At 57.1% G+C, this 18,348-nt stretch carries 16 protein-coding genes; 10 read left to right on the plus strand and 6 right to left on the minus strand.

The genetic code is table 11. The features are described 5' to 3' along the window. Positions 1-102 precede the first annotated feature (102 nt). Positions 103-711 carry a type II secretion system protein GspJ gene (locus AC3Y64_RS12020; protein ID WP_489987609.1) on the minus strand — a complete coding sequence of 203 codons (609 nt, stop codon included), beginning with the start codon at positions 709-711 and terminating at the stop codon, positions 103-105. Beyond that, the gene (locus AC3Y64_RS12025) at positions 708-1,160 is read right to left on the minus strand and encodes a GspH/FimT family pseudopilin (protein ID WP_489987610.1); all 453 of its coding nucleotides are present in this window, start codon (positions 1,158-1,160) and stop codon (positions 708-710) included. The genes AC3Y64_RS12020 and AC3Y64_RS12025 overlap by 4 nt, the downstream gene beginning before the upstream one ends. 120 nt (positions 1,161-1,280) lie before the next feature. Here AC3Y64_RS12025 and AC3Y64_RS12030 point away from each other — a divergent pair, with 120 nt between their 5' ends. Next, positions 1,281-1,712, plus strand: coding sequence for a type II secretion system protein N (locus AC3Y64_RS12030; RefSeq protein WP_489987611.1), 432 nt, complete (start codon positions 1,281-1,283; stop codon positions 1,710-1,712). A gap of 395 nt (positions 1,713-2,107) precedes the next feature. Here the strand turns inward: AC3Y64_RS12030 and AC3Y64_RS12035 are convergent, their stop codons facing one another. The 3 genes from AC3Y64_RS12035 to AC3Y64_RS12045 form a co-directional block, all read right to left on the minus strand. Next, a complete protein-coding gene (locus AC3Y64_RS12035) occupies positions 2,108-4,738 on the minus strand; it encodes an SIR2 family protein (protein WP_489987612.1) in 2,631 nt (876 codons plus the stop codon). 568 nt (positions 4,739-5,306) lie between these two features. Then, positions 5,307-5,669, minus strand: a complete 363-nt coding sequence (locus AC3Y64_RS12040) for a DUF6124 family protein (protein ID WP_489987613.1) — start codon at positions 5,667-5,669, stop codon at positions 5,307-5,309. Between the two features lie 490 nt (positions 5,670-6,159). Continuing rightward, entirely contained in the window at positions 6,160-7,101 is a 942-nt protein-coding gene (locus AC3Y64_RS12045) for an aromatic alcohol reductase (RefSeq protein WP_489987614.1), read from the minus strand. Positions 7,102-7,197: 96 nt separating this feature from the next. Between AC3Y64_RS12045 and AC3Y64_RS12050 the strand changes: the two genes are divergently transcribed. After that, a complete protein-coding gene (locus tag AC3Y64_RS12050) occupies positions 7,198-7,656 on the plus strand; it encodes a winged helix-turn-helix transcriptional regulator (RefSeq protein ID WP_489987615.1) in 459 nt (152 codons plus the stop codon). Positions 7,657-7,964: 308 nt separating this feature from the next. Here AC3Y64_RS12050 and gspI read toward each other — a convergent pair whose 3' ends face one another. Beyond that, positions 7,965-8,339, minus strand: a complete 375-nt coding sequence (gene gspI / locus AC3Y64_RS12055; protein WP_489987616.1) for a type II secretion system minor pseudopilin GspI — start codon at positions 8,337-8,339, stop codon at positions 7,965-7,967. A 147-nt stretch (positions 8,340-8,486) separates the two neighbouring features. Between gspI and gspG the strand changes: the two genes are divergently transcribed. From gspG to AC3Y64_RS12095, 8 genes are all read left to right on the plus strand, one after another. Beyond that, on the plus strand, positions 8,487-8,945 hold the full coding sequence (gene gspG, locus AC3Y64_RS12060) for a type II secretion system major pseudopilin GspG (protein ID WP_158955986.1): 459 nt from the start codon (positions 8,487-8,489) through the stop codon (positions 8,943-8,945). A gap of 8 nt (positions 8,946-8,953) precedes the next feature. Next, the gene (gspK, locus tag AC3Y64_RS12065) at positions 8,954-9,913 is read left to right on the plus strand and encodes a type II secretion system minor pseudopilin GspK (RefSeq protein WP_489987617.1); all 960 of its coding nucleotides are present in this window, start codon (positions 8,954-8,956) and stop codon (positions 9,911-9,913) included. Continuing rightward, a complete protein-coding gene (gspL, locus tag AC3Y64_RS12070; RefSeq protein WP_489987618.1) occupies positions 9,910-11,085 on the plus strand; it encodes a type II secretion system protein GspL in 1,176 nt (391 codons plus the stop codon). Before gspK ends, gspL begins: the two co-directional genes overlap by 4 nt. Continuing rightward, complete coding sequence (gspM, locus tag AC3Y64_RS12075; protein WP_489987619.1) at positions 11,078-11,626, plus strand: type II secretion system protein GspM; 549 nt, start codon at positions 11,078-11,080, stop codon at positions 11,624-11,626. The genes gspL and gspM overlap by 8 nt, the downstream gene beginning before the upstream one ends. Beyond that, complete coding sequence (gspD, locus tag AC3Y64_RS12080; protein ID WP_489987620.1) at positions 11,623-13,989, plus strand: type II secretion system secretin GspD; 2,367 nt, start codon at positions 11,623-11,625, stop codon at positions 13,987-13,989. Before gspM ends, gspD begins: the two co-directional genes overlap by 4 nt. A gap of 130 nt (positions 13,990-14,119) precedes the next feature. Then, on the plus strand, positions 14,120-15,526 hold the full coding sequence (gene gspE, locus AC3Y64_RS12085; RefSeq protein WP_489987621.1) for a type II secretion system ATPase GspE: 1,407 nt from the start codon (positions 14,120-14,122) through the stop codon (positions 15,524-15,526). Next, the gene (gene gspF / locus AC3Y64_RS12090) at positions 15,526-16,737 is read left to right on the plus strand and encodes a type II secretion system inner membrane protein GspF (protein ID WP_489987622.1); all 1,212 of its coding nucleotides are present in this window, start codon (positions 15,526-15,528) and stop codon (positions 16,735-16,737) included. The genes gspE and gspF overlap by 1 nt, the downstream gene beginning before the upstream one ends. A 494-nt stretch (positions 16,738-17,231) precedes the next feature. Further along, a complete protein-coding gene (locus AC3Y64_RS12095) occupies positions 17,232-18,335 on the plus strand; it encodes a substrate-binding domain-containing protein (RefSeq protein WP_489987623.1) in 1,104 nt (367 codons plus the stop codon). Positions 18,336-18,348: the final 13 nt, after the last annotated feature.

Consider the following 18,348-nt stretch of genomic DNA (forward strand, 5'->3'; position numbering starts at 1 on the left):
AAATACCACTGGAGCTGCCGAAGGCTGCGATCTTTTGATCTTAAAAATCAAAGTCAAAAGATCGCAGCTTTCGGCAGCTCCTACAGTGACATCCCATACCCCTCACTCCAACAACCCAATCACCTGCCGATACCGCTCCACCCCCTGCGCCGTCTCCCGGCTCAACCGAATCTCCAACCCCAACGGATCCTCCCGCCGATTCCCACTCAACTGCCGCCACCCCTTATCCACCTCCCAAACCCGCACCTGCACATCACTCACCCCATCCAATACCGCTACCCCAGCCGTAGGCGACGGCAACGGATACCGACTCCGCGCCTCCGCCACCGCCCGATACAAAGAGTCCCCCTTGACCCACCAGCGCACCCGCTGCAAAGCCCCCGGCTGATCCGCCGCCGTGCGAATGATGTCCAGCCGAAAACCCTTACTGTCGCTACTGCGCACAGTAATCGCCGGCGGCGCCGTCAGCGGCTCATCATCCACGCCAACCTTCTTCGGCTCCGTCAGCTCAATCCCCCCGCGCATATCCACATCCCGCTGCAACTGATTCAACGCCCGCAACAAACTGTCACTCTGCTCACCACTCGCCTGCAAATGACCATCAGCCCGCGTCACACTGTCCAACCCCCGCCAGGCAATCAAACTCACCACCGCCATCAGCAGAATCGCGACCATCACCTCAATCAAAGTAAACCCATGCTGATTCTTCATTGGATACTGATCCGCCCAGCGCCATCGCGCACCACGCTCAACCGATTCAACCCATCCGACAACGTCAATTGCAGCGGCGGATTGATCCACTCAGCATTCAGCACAACCCGCTGCTTCGGCTCCACCCGCACATCAATTTTCGGACTCTGCCAGGCACGCGGACGCAACTGCTGATCCTGCGCAAAATGATCAAACCCCTTGCCACCGTCGCCACGCCGACTAAAGCGAAACCCCTTGGCATCGCTCACCCACACAATCGCCCGACCATCCGCCCGCGCCTCAGCCTGCGCGACCTGCAGCAACTGCGCCACACGATCGGCATCCTTGCGCAGCAACTGCAGCGGATCCGGTTTGATACTCAGACTGATCGCCGCACTGGCGATACCAATGATCACCAGCACCACCATCAGCTCAATCAGAGTGAAGCCCTGCTGCTTGCCCACGTTCATCGATTGCGCGCTCCTTTGCGTCAATTTCCAGAGTGCACGGCGAACATGTAAGGCGTGTGAAATAAAACGGAGAGAATTGCCGCGTAGGCTGAACGCAGGGATAAAAAGGAGATTCAGCCCATGAAATTCGCCACACGCATTTCCCCACCCCAAACGGTCCAGGCCCTGGCCCTGCTCGCCGCACTGATCGGCGTCGCGACATGGTCGTCGCTGCTACTGACCACCGCCGAATCCCACACCCCGGTAGTGGCTCCGCAATTGCTGGCGGCGCGCAGTGATAGCCCGGCGTTGCAGTGGTTTTCCAATCAAATGGCGCCGGTGGATATCAAGGTGAGCGGGGTGATGGCAGGTGGTTCGGCGGCGGTGGCGATACTGAGTCTGAACGATGGGCCGCCGAGGAGTTTTTTGCCGGGGGAGAGGGTTGGGCCTGGGGTGAAGTTGGTGGCGGTGGAGGGGGGTGGGGTGGTGATTGAGCGGGGTGGGGAGAGGGTAAGGTTGGTGCCAGAAAAGCTGCCGGACGGGGTGGTTTTGCAGAGTTTGGTGAGGCCGTAAATTCTGGGGGGAATTCTTTGTTTTTGCGGTTTGATCAAGTGCCATTTATTTCGCCTCTGCACAAAATAGGGAGGAACAATAATTAGATCCCGATATCCTTTAAAGAATTGGTAGCCGTGATGTCGGCTATCGTCTAAACACTGCGGAGAAATACCTCCTTAGGTGAGGCCGATGCTGAGCACTTAGAGTCGTAGCCATAATCCGCGAACTGAATAAAAAATATTAAGTGTAGTGGCTCTAATTCAACGGGGTGGTGAACATCGGGGGCAGATATAAGATTTGCCAAAATTGTAGATGGCTTCGTCGATTGGATCAATAATGTATCGCATTACTTTAATGCATGTGTGATCGCCTAGATGGTGGGCTGGGAGCCCACCAGTGGCTGCAAAGAAATCCTACCCTAAGGTAGCTTCAAGATGCTCAATTTCATTTGGAAAACACTCTGCGCTTAATGCGGGCCATCTTCTGTATTTAAAGAATAACCCAGCATCCATATCCATTTTTTTCTTTATTATGCGCCTGGCATCTGCTGATTGGTCTAATAGTGAGAATGCGCATATTTTTACATCGTCGGAATTGCTTTGTGCACTTAAGTTTCTGAGCAGCACCTCGTTAAAAAGCGAGTGTCCAGATTTTTTTGCCGCGCATTGAATGTTGATGTGGATGGATTCTGTGTCATTTGCATCAAGTTTTGTAGCATGTCGAGTAGCTAAACTAATGATCTGTGGGTAGTTCTGAGTTAGTAGCAATAGATAGGTCTTGCTCGCCAAGTATGATTTAAGTGACATTCCTTCTTGATGCGCTGACTCTAAATGCTGGTCCGCTAAATCATATTCTTTTTTGAAGACATATAGATCGCTGAGTGTGTCGTGGTAGTAGCTTTTTCTTAATTCAGATCTGTCGTTTTGCAGTTTATCTTGAAGTGTGTTTATGGTTTCATTTGTAAAATTGATTGGTAATTTCAAAATGTCGCTAACATGAGAGCCTAGATTTTTACGTTTAAGCAGTCTATCCAACTCAGCTATGGCTAGATCTTGTTTTTCCGCCACGCTAGCCCAGTATCTGATCCGAGCCAAAGATATGTGAATGCTTTTAGTGTCAAACTCCAGGGACCCATCTATAAAAGCTTTCAGCTCTAGCATTAAAGAGGCGTTGTCGGCGATTTCGTATGCATGATCAAAGCATTGAGCTATCAAGGAGTTGATTTTTCTCCGCTTTACTATTGTAGAGTTTTCTGCAAGTTTAAATAGGAAATCAATAAATCCTTTTAGTTCTGATTTTTCACAGGAGATATTAAGTTGTTGTCGTGTGATGTCCAGAGTTTGATGGTGCTCTGGGTGACGGGTTCTAGCGAGTTTTACGTGATCGGCGACAGTTTCTTTAATGGCTGTTTTTTTCTCGGTTTCGTAGGATTGAAAATACGCATAGTTGAGTATCTCGATCTTTAGGGTCCATGCTGGGTTGTCGAGACTTGGATCTATATTGAGGCTCCTTTCCACATATTCCTTTGCAGACTCTATTCTTAGTTCGGCGTCAGTTTTTTCTTCTTGCTGGGCAACGTGCAACAAGTTGGTGGTGATGGAGTTCAGCAAAGGAGTACTATATTTGTACGACTGAATAGTTTCGGCAAGATATTCAATCTTGTCCGGCAGTCTGCCAATAGACCTGGCTTTTTTTAAGTGGTATTCAATATTGTTCGGATCAATTTCAAGAAGCTTGTCGCACCAAAAACTGACTTTTTGGTCTGTCCCAGTTTTTTGATAAATGTCGATATATTTTTCTATATATAGTCGCTTGTCATCAGATTTAGTGGCTGACTCATAGTACATGCTGCATATTTCTTCTGCTTTCTGAAGTTCTCCACTTTCGACAAGCGCGTCAATTTCTAGGAGGTTTCTAACATCTGTCATCCCTACTTTTGAGGATTCGTTAGCGCTAGATATTTGCTTAATAAATTCCGATATGTCTTTTGAGTCTCCATCATTTTTAATGGATAGTATTTCTTTTGATATTGTCTCATTGTTTGAAAGTTGATATTTATCGCCAATAATATTCTGTATCGTTTGGTGTAGCTTCGATTGTCTTTTGCTGGAGTTTAGTTTTAATTCGCCTTGAACGGTCTGAGCATGTATTTCGGCGAATAATTCGTCAAATCCATCTATGAGAACTGGATATACCTTGTCTTTCCATATAAGGTTTCTAAGTGTGTGGCAAACTTTGTCCGTGCGTCTCAGGCACCAGTATACGCCATTTTTTAAGTAGTTCTCCTGCCGAGCAAGAAACTCGAAAACATCCATGATTGAACGGTCACTACCAGAATATCCAACTACGATAAGTCCATACTCTTTGCAAAACTCTACGAACTTATCCTTTGTGTTCTGCTCTAAGGACTCCGTTTCCCGAAGTGTGCTCTTGATGTCGTCAAACAAATAGTCTCCATGAAGCTTCACAATTTTCGGGCGTTTTGATGTGATGCTTATAGAGTGGATTGAAGAATCATGGGCGCAGACAATCGGGCGGGTATTCGAAAATAGATAAAAAGCTTCGTTTATTAAGTCGTCAAAATTTGTAGTAAACATCGTGTTGAAGTAATTTTTGTCAACGAGGGATGCTAAATATGCATAACCTATCGACGGGAACTTTCCATCAACTTCTTGCTCGACGAATCGCCTACGTTGAGTTGGGAGATCAAATTTTTTTTCGAATAATGATGAGTACGGATTGTCTGGGCTATACCAACTTGAATGTTTATTTTCAAAATACTCTCGCGCTTCGTCTGCGCTGTTTGTGGTTTGGCCATCGCAGAAACGCTCATACAGTTCTATGGCCCACTCATCAATAAGTTGAGTGGCTGTTCTAATGCCGGAGGTGACTGATGCTCCCGCGCCTAAAAATATGCTGTAATTAGCGGGGCTACTGTTTTCCTTTGTCTTTATATGTCTGATTAGGTCAGCAACAGTGCGCAACTTATGAGAAAGCTCGCCACTTTTCCCATCTTTATTACTGAAAATCTCTTCGGCGTTCATTTTTCACCTCTTTTTATGGTTTTTCAGCAAGGTGGAGAACCTGTGGTGCAGAGGTCGGCTCTTCCGTGTGCTTGATAGAAATGATGGCCATATGATTGCATTTCTGTCTAGATGATTTTTTGGCCAAACCAGAAGCAGCGCATCGCAACGAACTCCAACCGCAGCAGTCGCTAGACGCCCGTCAACAAGCAGGGCTTAAACGTCTTAGAAATTTTGAACTGCAGCTGTTGACGGCTTGCTAAAGCTGAAGAATGGTGGTTGTTGCTGACATCGGACGTTGCAAGTGAATGAGCATCCGAAAGGAAACCGTCGGTATGTCGCATGCAATAACGGGTGCTTCATTGGGAGGGCCACCCTGGAAATCATTGGCCAAGAAGAGTGTCAAGGTGTGGGAGGACGTCTCGGCGTCTGACGGCAAACACGTGGTGGTAGTTAAAGAATTGAAAACCTCCAGATGACGCAGAGATGTGCCGGAAGAATAGAACCCATTATTTGGCCAAGGTTGTCAGTCACACCTGACAACCTCGGCCATTTTCTTTTCCGCTATTGAGATTCAACGATCAGCCAATCAAGCCTTCACCTCAACATGATCCAACGCCTGGTTCACCGCCAATTCCCCCAGCATCACCACCTGCGCAATCCCCAGCGCGGTTTTGCGGTGGGAGTTGGGGAGGATGGCGGCGAAGTTGTTGAGCATTTCGGTGGCGGAGCTTAGGGATTCGCTCGCGTTGGCGAGTAGGGATTCGCTGTCGTAGGCGGCGTTGGCGAGGAACATGGGGTCATGTTTTTCGTCGCTGCCCATGATGCGTTCGGCGGGAGTGAGGTAGTGGTCGAGGGCGCGGTCGGCGGCCTCGTTGAGGGTTCGGGAACCGGGGAACAGGTAGGGTGAGACCGGATCGGTTTCGGGGGGATTGGGTGTTGGTTTGAACATAGATGAAGCTCCATATGGGACTTAAGGAGCCATCACCTTCGCTACCAAACGAATGGTGGTGGCCATACGAAGGTTGGTAGACCGGCCCATATGGAAAATCCGGCGCGCCCGAGGACGCCCTGCGCATGGCCACCATAAGACAAATGCTGAATGAGCATCTGCGCAAGGTGACGTTATGCGTCATATGGAGAACGGGCTACCAAACCCGATCACTGTTTTTCAGTGACCCGGAAACAATAAAACCCGCACTCCAGACGCACAAGCCGGCGGATTCTGGCTTAGTCGTAGGCAATGGCGCAAGGCGTTGTAGGCTTGAGGAGGTAACGGTGAGTGTCTTTAAACAGTCTTGAGAAAATCATTTAAACAAGAGGCAGAAGTGCCCCTTAGCCGAGAGCCCGTTGGCTCTCGAAGTCAGCATTTCAGCCGCGATAAATATCAAGAAGCTGTTCGCGCCTCGGTTACCCGCGAATGGCGGGTGGCTTTCTTTGCATCAATCGACTGCCAGATTGTCCCGAGCCCACTGTTCAGCCGTAGTCACCTCAATCGTTTGCTGTTCGTTGAAAGTCCCCGCTTTAGGCCACGACACGCCTCTGCCTTGGGCAAATACGGCGCGGTATTTTTTGATGTGGTGGGTGGGGTCTTTTTCCAGTTCCTGCATCAGGTACGGAACCGTCCAGACGTTACGCTTGAACGGCCGCCCGAGCACACGTTCAAGCAGGCTCGCCACCTGCCCATACGTCACCGTGTCGCCAGACAGGTAGACGATCTCGTTGCGAAAGCGCGGTTGGTAGAAAACGATTTCCGCTGTCAGCTTACCGATGTCCTCTGGTGTCGTGAGCGTCACGCTGGTTTCCAGGCTGCCCAAGGCGTTGACGGTGGAGTTCTCAAAATCGACGACCTCGAATATCGGCTCGAACAGAAAACTGGTGAACATGCCGGTCGAGATGATCACCCATTCGGTTTTATCCTGAGCGCGGAGCAACTCGCGCACGTCGAGTTGCGCATCGAACAAGTCCTGCGGACTGCCCCGGCCAATCACTTCGAAATCGACGCCAAACTGCCAGGGGAAGTAGCGCTTCACGCCGGACCTGAGCGCTGCTGTCGCCAGTTTCATCGGCGTTTCACGGCCCGCGACCATGCCTGCGCAGCCTATGACGGTGTCGAATGCTGCGAAGACTGTGGCCAGTTGATCGATGGAGTCGTTAACCAGGTCTGCAGCGACCAGGTGGATGCCCAGACTGCGCAGTTCATCGATTTCCAGTTGTTTCTCAGTGACTTGCGTGTTGATGGTTGAATCCCTGAGCAGGACGCTGATCGTGTTGCCAGGCGAGCGCTTGGCTACCCGTGCAAGATTGCGCAGCACCGGCAGGCCGAGTTCTCCGGCGCCGAGTACGAGAATGGATTGTGGGGAAGGTTGGGTCGCTTGGGTCATGATGTCTCCTGAGATCCGTCGTCTGTATGATTTGTCGATGCTGGCACGATTGCGCAGCGCTCAGAAGAAGGCACACGCGTGATACCAGGAGGACACATGACCGATGAGGAAGCCCTTAGCCAGGCAGAAGCGATCTGCCAAACGCTAAGACGAGACGATGATGGCGTGCGGCGCGAAGTCCTGGCTCACGCCGGTAGCCGCTGGTCACTGGGTATCCTGCATGCCCTCGGTGTGTACGGCACGATGCGTCATGCCGAGATCAAGCGGCAGATGACGGGCGTGACTCAGCGCATGTTGACCAAGACGCTGCGTGCGCTGGAACGCGATGGTCTGCTGATACGGCGCGAGCTCGATCAAGTGCCGCCCCATGTCGAGTACGAGCTGACGGCGTTGGGGATGGAGCTGTTGGTTCGCATGTCGCCGATTTGGACTTGGGTTGTGGAGCATGTCGATGATTTTCGCGAGGCGCGTCGGGTGTTTGATAGGCAGAGTGGTAAGAAACCCTCATGGCAAATTCCGGTGGTGGGGCTGGGTGATTCGGATGCGTCCGATTGAATAGTTTGATCGGGTGTTCATGCTGACGCCTTCGCGAGCAAGCTCCCACAGGGTTTTGTGGTGGGCACAGGTATTGTGTTCGGCGGCGGGATCTGTGGGAGTTTTGCTGGCTGGGAGGGCGGTGGCAGATGCGCTGGTTGCGGTGGCTGATCGTTCGCTATCGCTAGCAGGGCTAGCTCCCACAGGGTTTTGGGGTGCTCACAGATGTCTTATAGAACGCTGGGAATTGTAGGAGCTGCCGCAGGCTGCGATCTTTTGATTTTGTTTTTTGAAGGGCAGGGTCAAAAGATCGCAGCCTGCGGCAGCTCCTACATTGGGCGGCTGAGCAGGGTTTCGAGTTTGGCCAGTGGCGGGGCGTCTTGGTTGCGGTCGAAGACCTGGATGGCGATTTTGAGGAGGCGGCCATTTTCGGCTGTGCCAATCACTTGTTCGCAGCGCAACAACAAGCGGCCCTGATCGCAATCGATGGCCTTCATTCCCATCGGCAATTTCCCCTCCAACCGCAACTCCGCCATCCGACTCTGCGCCGCAATCAGCGCCACCGACCGATCCCGTAAAACCCCGCTGCTCTGCGTCATCAACCCCGCCACCCGCACAGCCGCCGACATCGCCACGGCAATAATCGCCAGCGCCACCAGCACTTCAATCAACGTGAAACCTGCTTCTCGGGAACGCGCACGCATAAGTGGCCCAAAGCCAAAGCACAGCCCTCGACGCTAACCCGCGTCGTTGACGGCTTGACGACGAAAACTCCCGAGGATTTTCAACATCCCTGACATATCTTCTTGCAACACTGCGCGTCGAATCGGATCTAGCCAGGGAATGTCGAGATGGATATCGCACCGTGCACTTTGCTTCAACCATTGCCGCGCAAGCCCCGGGGTCAGCGGGGTTTTACCCTGATCGAGATCATGGTGGTGGTGGTGATTCTGGGGATTCTGGCGGCGATGGTGGTGCCCAAGGTGCTCGACCGGCCGGATCAGGCGCGGGCGACGGCGGCGAAGCAGGACATTGGTGGGTTGATGCAGGCGTTGAAGTTGTATCGCCTCGATCACGGCACTTATCCGTCGATGAATCAGGGTTTGAAAGTGTTGGTCGAGCGTCCGGCGGATGCGAAGAACAGTAACTGGCGTTCGTATCTGGAGCGTTTGCCGAATGATCCGTGGGGTCGTCCTTATCAATATCTCAATCCGGGTGCCAACGGTGAGATCGACATCTTCAGTCTCGGTGCCGATGGTCAGCCTGACGGCGACGGCGTGAATGCCGATATCGGTTCCTGGCAGTTGTAAGGCCGGCCATGAACAGCCGTTCGCCGAACCGGGCGAAGGAAGAGGGCATGGCGATTATCAGCGCGTTGCTGATCGCGGCGGTGGTGGCGGTGATCGCTGCGAGCATGCTGACGCGCCAGAGCATTTCGACGCGCAGTCTTGAGGCCGATCAGCAGCGAGTGCAAGGGCGTTGGGTGGCGTTTGGTGGGTTGGAGATCAGTCGGCAAATGTTGTGGGATGCACGTCGGCGCGATCCGTTGACTCGACTCGACCAGCCGTGGGCGCAGCGCTTGAGCGCGCAGGGTTTTGAAGGGCGGCTGGAGGATGAGCAGGGCAAGTTCAACTTGCGCAATCTGGTGGCCAACGAGCGCGTCGATGAGGCGCAGGTGCAGGCGTTTCAGCGTTTGTGCGAGTTGCTCGGGGTGAATGGCGGATTGAGTGAGCGCATCCGTCAGCGGGTCATCGCGTCTTATCCGCGCTTGTTGAATCCGCAGATTGCCGAGAGCAGTAATCCGGGTTTCGACAGCGGTCGTGCGACGTCGCCGACTGCTTCGCACAAGCCGCAAAAGCCAACCTTGCCGATGCTGCGCAGCCTCGATGATTTGCGCAGCGTTGACGGCGTGAATGATGCGGTGATCGGCAAACTCGCGCCATATATGACGGTGATTCCGGCGATGACGTGGCTCAACGGCAACACCGCGACTGCGCCGGTATTGGCGGCTTATGTGCCGGGGCTGTCGCTGGAGCGTGCGCAGGCGATGATCAATGAGCGCGATGCCGGGCGCTGGTTCATCAACCGTGGCGATTTCGTTAACCGTTTGCGCATGCCGCAGTTGGAGCTGACCAGCGTCAAGGTCGGCATCACCAGCGACTGGTTTCGTCTGCGTGGCGAGGCGCGGCGTGATCAGCGCCGGGTCAGTCTTGAGGCGTTGCTGCATCGCAGTCAGGATCGTTTGCCGCAAGTGATCTGGTCGCGGGTGGGCGTATGAGTCAGCTCAGAATTGCTCTGCCGCCGCTGGCCGAACTGGATTTGCACAGTGAGTTGAGCTGCGCGTGGCTGGATCGTCAGGGCCAGGTCAGCCGTGAAGCGCGACAGAGTTTGAATCAACTGAGTCAGACGCCGAAACAGCCGCCGCTGGTGTGCTTTCTCCATCCGAGTGACAGCCTGTTGGCGAGCCTTGATTTGCCACCGTTGCCCGCCAACAAAACTGCGGCGGCGGTGCAATGTGCGGCGCAGGCGTTGATGCTTGGCGACAGCAATGCGATGCACATCGCTCACAGTCCACGGGACGAAACCGGACAGGTACAGATTGCCTGGGCGCCGCGTCAGGATTTGCAGCGACTGGGGCAGATGCTCAAGCAAAGCGCTCTGAACCTGCGCGGTTTGTACCCGGCGGCGTACAGCTTGCCGGTGCTGCCAGGCACGGTGGCGTGCGTGCAGGACGGGCATCTGATGTTGCGCGACAGCGTGCAAGCGGCGCGGGTGCAGCCGTTGTTCGAGGACGGCGTCGACAGCGTTGTGTGGGAACCGGGGACAACGGTGCACTGGATTGGCGATCAAGCGCCGTCCAGCGCTGAACTGCCGATAGCCGAGGCGCAGCGCTGGACCGGGCCGTTGCCGGGTTGGGGTTTGCATGGCGCGGTTCAACAGCCGCGCAGCGAGCATCGCGGTTGGGGCAGGGCGGTCGGTTTGTCGGCACTGGCCGTGGCGGTGTGGGTGATCGGTTTGAATCTGTATGCGGCCCGCGAAGCCAGCCAGGGTCAGCGGCTCAAGACGCAGATGAACCTGCGGGTTAAACAAGCCTTTCCCGAATTGCCGGTGATCCTCAATCCGCTGCAACAGGCCCGTCAGCAATTGGCCGCGCGGCAGAAAGGCGCGGCGGATGACCCGACCCAGAACTTCAATCGCTTGGTGTTGCAGGCCGGCAGCGGCATGCCGTTTATGGCCGGCAGCGTTGAGCGGCTGGCCTTTGTTGGCGACACCTTGCAGTTGAGTTTGCTCAGTGAGGCGCGCCGCACCGGTGGCGACAAGGAATGGCAAAGCACTTTGGCCCAGGCCGGCATCAGCGTCACCGCCGATGACGACGGCTGGACCTTGCGTCCGTCCGGCGAAACCGCCGCCACCGAGAGCGACGACAGCAGCGGAGCAGACGATGAATAAGGCAGCGCTGGCGGTTTATCGCGCCCGGTGGCAACGCTTCAGCGCTCAGTTGCAGGCGCGCTGGCAGCCCTTGGCATTGCGCGAAAAACGCATGGTCGCGGGCATGGCGATCGCGCTGTTAAGCCTGTTGGTGTGGATTGCGCTGATCCAGCCGCCGCTGAAAAAAATCGCTTACTGGCAGACCGAAACGCCAAAGCTGCGCGCGCAGACCGAAGCACTGGAAGTGTTGCTGCGTGACGTTAGCGTGCGCCCGGCAGATCAAAGCATCGGCCAAGCGCTGGAGCAAACCCTGCAGGCCAGTGGCCTCGCCGGGCATTACCAATTACAGGCGGCGGACGCCGGCGCATGGCAGTTGAGTATCGACGCCGCGCCGGCCGATGCGCTGCTCGACTGGCTTTTGAGTCAGCCATCGCAACTTTCTCTGCAAGTGGTCGAGGCGCAGTTGCAACGGAGCGAAAACGCTTCGACTGAAGTCACTGCCGGCACTTTGTCGGGCACCGTTCGCATGGATCAGGCGCTGGGCGCTAAGGAAGCTTCATGAAGGGGTCAGGATCCAAACCGGCACGTCTGGCATTGCCGATGCTGCTGATGGCGTTGAGCGCGTGCAGCAATACCAGCACGCCACAGAATCAACCGCCGTTGCTGGTCGACAGCGAACTCGGTCGGCCACTGGCCAACACCCAGCGCAACGGCGACGCTGTGGCCGATCGCGAACGGGCGCAGGCCCAGGCGCGGCCAGTGCCGAAGCAACTGCACAACATCACTAAAAGTGCGCGCACGGGCGCGGCGGCAGCGAGCAGTCCGGCGCTGGGCAATCCGTTGGGCACCCAACCGGTCACGCTGAATTTTGTCGACGCCGATATTCAAGCGGTGGTGCGCTCGTTGTCACGCTCCAGCGGCCAGCAGTTTCTCGTCGATCCACGGGTCAAGGGCACTTTGACGTTGGTCTCGGAAGGTCAGATTCCAGCGACACAGGCGTACGACATGTTGCTGGCGTCGTTGCGCATGCAGGGTTTCAGTGTGGTTGATGTCGGCGGTGTGGCGCATGTGGTGCCGGAGGCTGATGCGAAGTTGCTTGGCGGGCCGGTCTACAGCCCGGGCAAACCGGCGGGCGGCGGCATGCTTACGCGCACCTTTCGCCTGCAATACGAGAACGCGGTGAACCTGATTCCGGTGCTGCGCCCGATCGTCTCGCCGAACAACCCGATCAACGCCTACCCCGGCAACAACACCATTGTCGTCACTGATTACGCCGAGAACCTCAACCGCGTGGCGCAGTTGATTGCCAGCATCGATACCCAGAGTGCAATCGACACCGATGTGGTGCAGATCCAGAACGGCATCGCCGCCGACATCGCGCCGATGGTCGCCGAGTTGCTGGATGCGCCGGGCAATGATCCGACGCAGAAAATCGCGGTGATCGGCGACCCGCGCTCCAACACCATCATCATCCGTTCCGGCAGCCCCGAGCGCACGGAGCTGGCGCGCAATCTGATCTACAAACTCGACAATGCGCAAAGCAATCCGAGCAATCTGCATGTGGTGTATTTGCGCAACGCGCAGGCGGCGAAACTGGCGCAGGCGTTGCGTGGGTTGCTCACGGGTGAGAGCGATAGCGGCAGCAGCGACAGTGCGCGATCGGTGCTGAGTGCGATGGGCAGCAACAGCAATTCCAATGGGCAGAGCGGCCAGACTGGCAGCCAGACCAGCAGCGGCACGACATCCACGACCAACAGCGGCAGCACGGGCGGCAGTTATGCGCAGGGCAGCAGCGGTTCGACCGGCAGCGGCAGCACGCAGAACACCGAGCAGAACGTCGCGTTCAGCGCCGGCGGCGTGACGATTCAGGCGGATGCGACCACCAACACCTTGCTGATTTCCGCGCCGGAGCCGGTGTATCGCAACCTGCGCGAGGTCATCGACTTGCTCGACCAGCGCCGTGCGCAAGTGGTGATCGAAAGCCTGATCGTCGAGGTCGGCGAGGACGATGCCAGCGAATTCGGCGTGCAGTGGCAGACCGGTAATCTCGGCGGCAACGGCGTGATCGGTGGCGCCAATCTTGGTGGATCGGGGATCAATCTCAACGGCAGAACCAGCCTCGACGTGTTGCCGCAAGGGCTGAACCTCGGCTACGTCAACGGCACCGTCGATATCCCCGGGATCGGCAAGATTCTCGACCTGAAAGTGCTGGCCCGAGCCTTGAAGAGCAAGGGCGGCACCAATGTGTTGTCGACGCCGAACCTGCTGACCCTCGACAACGAAGCGGCGAGCATTTTTGTGGGGCAGACCATTCCGTTTGTCAGCGGCAGTTACGTGACTGGCGGTGGCGGCACCAGCAACAACCCGTTCCAGACCGTGACCCGTGAAGAGGTCGGCCTGAAGCTCAATGTGCGCCCGCAAATTTCCGAGGGCGGCACGGTGAAGCTGGATATCTATCAGGAGGTCAGCAGCATCGACGAGCGCGCTTCGAACAGTGCGGCGTCGGCGGGCATCGTCACCAACAAACGCGCGATCGACACCAGCATCCTGCTGGATGACGGGCAGATCATGGTGCTTGGCGGCTTGCTTCAGGACGGCTACAGCCAGAGTAATGATGCGGTGCCGTGGCTGGGCAGCCTGCCGGGGATCGGCGCACTGTTTCGCAACGAGCGCCGGGCGATCACCAAGACCAACCTGATGGTATTTCTGCGCCCGTACATCATTCGCGACAGCGAAGCGGGGCGCAGCATTACCCTGAACCGCTACGACTTCATGCGCCGCGCGCAAGGCGGTTTGCAGCCGGAGCGCAGCTGGGCGATGCCGGACATGCAGGCGCCGCAATTGCCGACAGCGGCGCAAGGTGTGCCGGCGGTGTTACCGGCCACCGGTCCACGCGCCACCATCAAAGCGGTGCCCGTGCAATGAACCCACTATCTCCTGTAGGAGTTGCCGAAGGCTGCGATCTTTTGATCTTGCTCTTCGACGGATCCAAACGACCAAAGATCAAAAGATCGCAGCCTGCGGCAGCTCCTACAGGGGTTGGGGAGGGCTTTAGATGAGTGTGTTGCCTTACGCCTGGGCGAAGGCGCAGCGGATTTTGTTGTGTGATGGCGTGTTGACCGTGTGCCCGTCGACGCCGGGTTGGTCGATCAGTGAGGCGCGGCGGCAGTTTGGTGCGACCACGATTCAGCGGGTGCGCGATGACGAACTCGACGGTTTGCTCGCCGCCGCCTACGCCGACACCGGCAGTGCGGCGGCGGTGGTTGGCGCCGCTGAAAACGAAGTCGACCTCGACCGCCTGATGCAGGACATGCCGGAAATCACCGATCTGCTCGACACTCAGGACGGCGCGCCGGTGATCCGCATGATCAACGCCTTGCTCACCCAAGCCGCGCGCGATGAGGCCAGCGACATTCACATCGAACCGTTCGAAACCCATTCGGTGGTGCGCTATCGCGTCGACGGCACCCTGCGTGATGTGGTCTCGCCACGCAAGGCCTTGCACGGTGCATTGGTGTCGCGGATCAAGATCATGGCCCAGCTCGACATCGCTGAAAAACGCTTGCCCCAGGACGGCCGCATCGCGCTGCGTGTGGCCGGGCGGCCCATCGACATCCGCGTGTCCACGGTGCCCACCGGACACGGCGAACGGGTGGTGATGCGTTTGCTCGACAAGCAGGCCGGGCGTCTGCATCTGGAAACCTTGGGCATGGACGCGCAAGTGCTGGCCAAACTCGACCATTTGATTCGTCAGCCCCACGGCATCGTCTTGGTCACCGGCCCGACCGGTAGCGGCAAAACCACCAGCCTCTACGCAGCACTGGCGCGGCTGGACGCGAGCACCAGCAACATCCTCACCGTTGAAGATCCGGTGGAATACGACTTACCGGGGATCAGCCAGATTCAGGTCAACGCCAAGATCGACATGACGTTTGCCTTGGCGCTGCGAGCGATTCTGCGGCAAGACCCGGACATCATCATGATCGGCGAGATCCGCGATCTGGAAACCGCGCAAATCGCCGTGCAGGCGTCGCTGACCGGTCACCTGGTGCTGGCGACGTTGCACACCAACGACGCGGTGTCGGCGGTCAATCGCTTGATCGACATGGGCGTCGAACCGTTCCTGTTGGCCTCCTCGATGCTCGGCGTTTTGGCGCAGCGCCTGGTGCGGCGTCTGTGCAATCAGTGCAAACAGGAGGACCCGGCGACACCGGGCACTTGGCGCCCGGTCGGTTGCCCGGCGTGCAATCAAACCGGTTACAGCGGCCGCACCGGCATCCACGAATTGTTCTGCATCGACGACGACATCCGCACCCTGATTCACCAAGGGGCAGGGGAGCAGGCCTTGCGTGCATCCGCCGCGAAAGCCGGGATGTTCAGCCTGCGCGAGGACGGTGAACGCTGGATCCGCAGCGGCGCCACCGCGCCTGAAGAAATCCTTCGTGTGACACGGGACGCCTGATGAATCGCTATCGTTTTGAAGCCGCTGACGCCAGCGGCAAAATCGAATCCGGGCACCTCGAGGCGGACAGCCAGAGCGCCGCTTTCAGTGCGTTGCGCACGCGGGGTTTGACTGCGCTGTCGGTGCACAAGGAAAGCAACGTCGCCCAGCACGGCGGCGGTGGATTGTTCAGTGCCAAACTCTCCGACAACGACCTGGCCTGGGCCACGCGTCAACTGGCGAGTTTGCTTGGCGCCAGTCTGCCGCTGGAGGCTGCCCTTAGCGCCACGGTTGAGCAGGCCGAGAAAAAACACATCGCCCACACCCTCAGCGCCGTGCGCGCCGATGTGCGCAGCGGCATGCGTCTGGCCGAATCGCTGGCGGCGCGGCCTCGGGACTTTCCCGAGATCTATCGCGCCTTGATTGCGGCGGGCGAGGAGTCGGGCGATCTGGCGCAGGTGATGGAGCGGCTGGCCGATTACATCGAGGAGCGCAACAACCTGCGCGGCAAGATTCTCACCGCGTTTATCTATCCGGGCGTGGTTGGGCTGGTGTCGATCGGCATTGTGATTTTCCTGCTCAGCTACGTAGTGCCGCAGGTGGTCAGCGCGTTTTCTCAGGCGCGCCAGGATTTGCCGGGGCTGACGTTGGCGATGCTGACGGCGAGTGATTTCATTCGCGCGTGGGGCTGGTTGTGTGCGGCGATCATCGCGGGGGCGTTCTGGAGCTGGCGCCTTTATCTGCGTAATCCGGCGGCGCGTTTGCGTTGGCATCATCGGGTGCTGAAGTTGCCGCTGTTCGGGCGGTTTATCCTCGGTTTGAACACGGCGCGGTTCGCCTCTACCTTGGCGATTCTCGGTGGCGCGGGCGTGCCGTTGTTACGCGCACTGGAAGCGGCGCGGCAGACGCTGTCCAACGATCGCCTGAGCCTGAGCGTCAACGAGGCCACGGCCAAGGTGCGCGAGGGCGTCAACCTGGCGGCGGCGTTGCGCGTTGAGAACGTGTTCCCGCCGGTGCTGATTCACTTGATCGCCAGTGGCGAAAAAACCGGCTCGCTGCCGCCGATGCTCGAGCGTGCAGCGCAGACGTTGTCGCGGGATATCGAGCGCCGGGCGATGGGCATGACCGCGTTGCTGGAGCCGCTGATGATTGTGGTGATGGGCGGGGTGGTGCTGGTGATTGTGATGGCGGTGTTGTTGCCGATTATTGAGATCAATCAGTTGGTGCAGTAGGGGCGTGTCTGTTGGTTTGATGTTGTCTGTTCGGGCCCTATCGCTGGCAAGCCAGCTCCCACAGGGAGCAGTGTTGCTAATGCGACCTGTGTCACAACACAAAAACCTGTGGGAGCTGGCTTGCCAGCGATGAGGCCAGTCAGAACAACAAATAATCCAAACTTTTTTTCTGGACTTCAGCATCACCCGACCCTCATTTTTCCCATCCTCGGGTTCTCCTTTCTGTCATCTGCAACGGCCCTTCAAGGGCTGTGGCCGGTTCCCCCGAAATGCCCGGCGCAGACACTCCGCACAACCGCGAGAACACCCGAGAAAATCCCTCGAAAATCACCGCGCAGCTCCCGAGGTTTTTTCCTTTATCTGTCACCGGAAACTGCGAATTTCTCAGTGCGACTTAACCAGCCAGCGCTAGCGAGGGCCTGTTGAGTCCTCCCAGTGTCATGCAAGCCATCCGAAAACCTGTGTTCACAACCTAGTTGAAAAGGAGATTCTTCATGTTCAAGCGCACTCTGATCGCAGCTTCCCTGACCGTCGCCGCTCTGGCCTCCGCCCAGGCCATGGCCGTAACCGGTGGTGGCGCTTCACTGCCTGCCGCTCTGTACAAAGGTTCTGCCAACAGCATCCTGCCTGCCAACTTCAGCTACGCCGTGACCGGTAGCGGCATCGGCAAAAGTGCTTTCCTGACCAACACCGCCGCACAGTTCAGCACCACTGGCACTGTGCACTTCGCCGCTAGCGACTCGATCCTCAGCGCTTCGGAAATCAGCACCTACAACACCAGCTTTGGCGCTTCGTTTGGTCCGCTGATTCAACTGCCATCAGTCGCCACTTCGGTTGCCATCCCTTACAAAAAGGCCGGCAACACCACCCTCAACCTGACCAGCGCTCAACTGTGTGATGCCTTGTCGGGCACCAAGACTACTTGGGGCGCGCTGTTGGGTACCTCCGACACCACCGCGATCCGCGTTGTTTATCGCACCGCTTCGAGCGGCACCACCGAAATCCTCAGCCGTCACCTGAACTCGATCTGCCCGACTCAGTTCGCGGTCAACACCACCTTCACCAACGCACGTCTGCCAGCAGGTTCCGCTGTGCCGTCGAACTGGGTCGGCGTGGCCAATACCGCTGACGTAGGCCCGGCAGTCAACGCGGTTGACGGTTCCATCGGTTATGTCGGTCCGGACGGTGTCAACGCTGCGAGCAACGCTGTTGTTGCTCGTATCAATGGCGTTCAGCCAACCAGCGCCAACGTCAACACTGCTCTGGCTTCGGCTCCACTGCCAACCAACGCGGCCAATCCGGCGCAGTGGTCCCCTGTGGTTGCCAACCCGTCCAGCGGTTATGCAATGGCGGCTTACACCAACTTCATCTTCGGCCAGTGCTACAAGGACGCAGCCGTGGCTGCTGACGTCAAAGCGTTCCTGACCCAGCACTACAGCACTCCGGGCAACGCCGTGGCCACTGCCGCTCACGGTTTCATTCCGGTTCCAACCAACTGGAAAACCGCTGTAACCGCCAACTTCGTCACCAACTCCACCGGCAACAACCTGGACATCAACAACGCCAGCGTCTGCAACGCTGTCGGTCGTCCTTTGTAATACACGCCTAAAG

It is taken from the genome of Pseudomonas sp. 4CAES_32.4 (genome assembly GCF_058136335.1).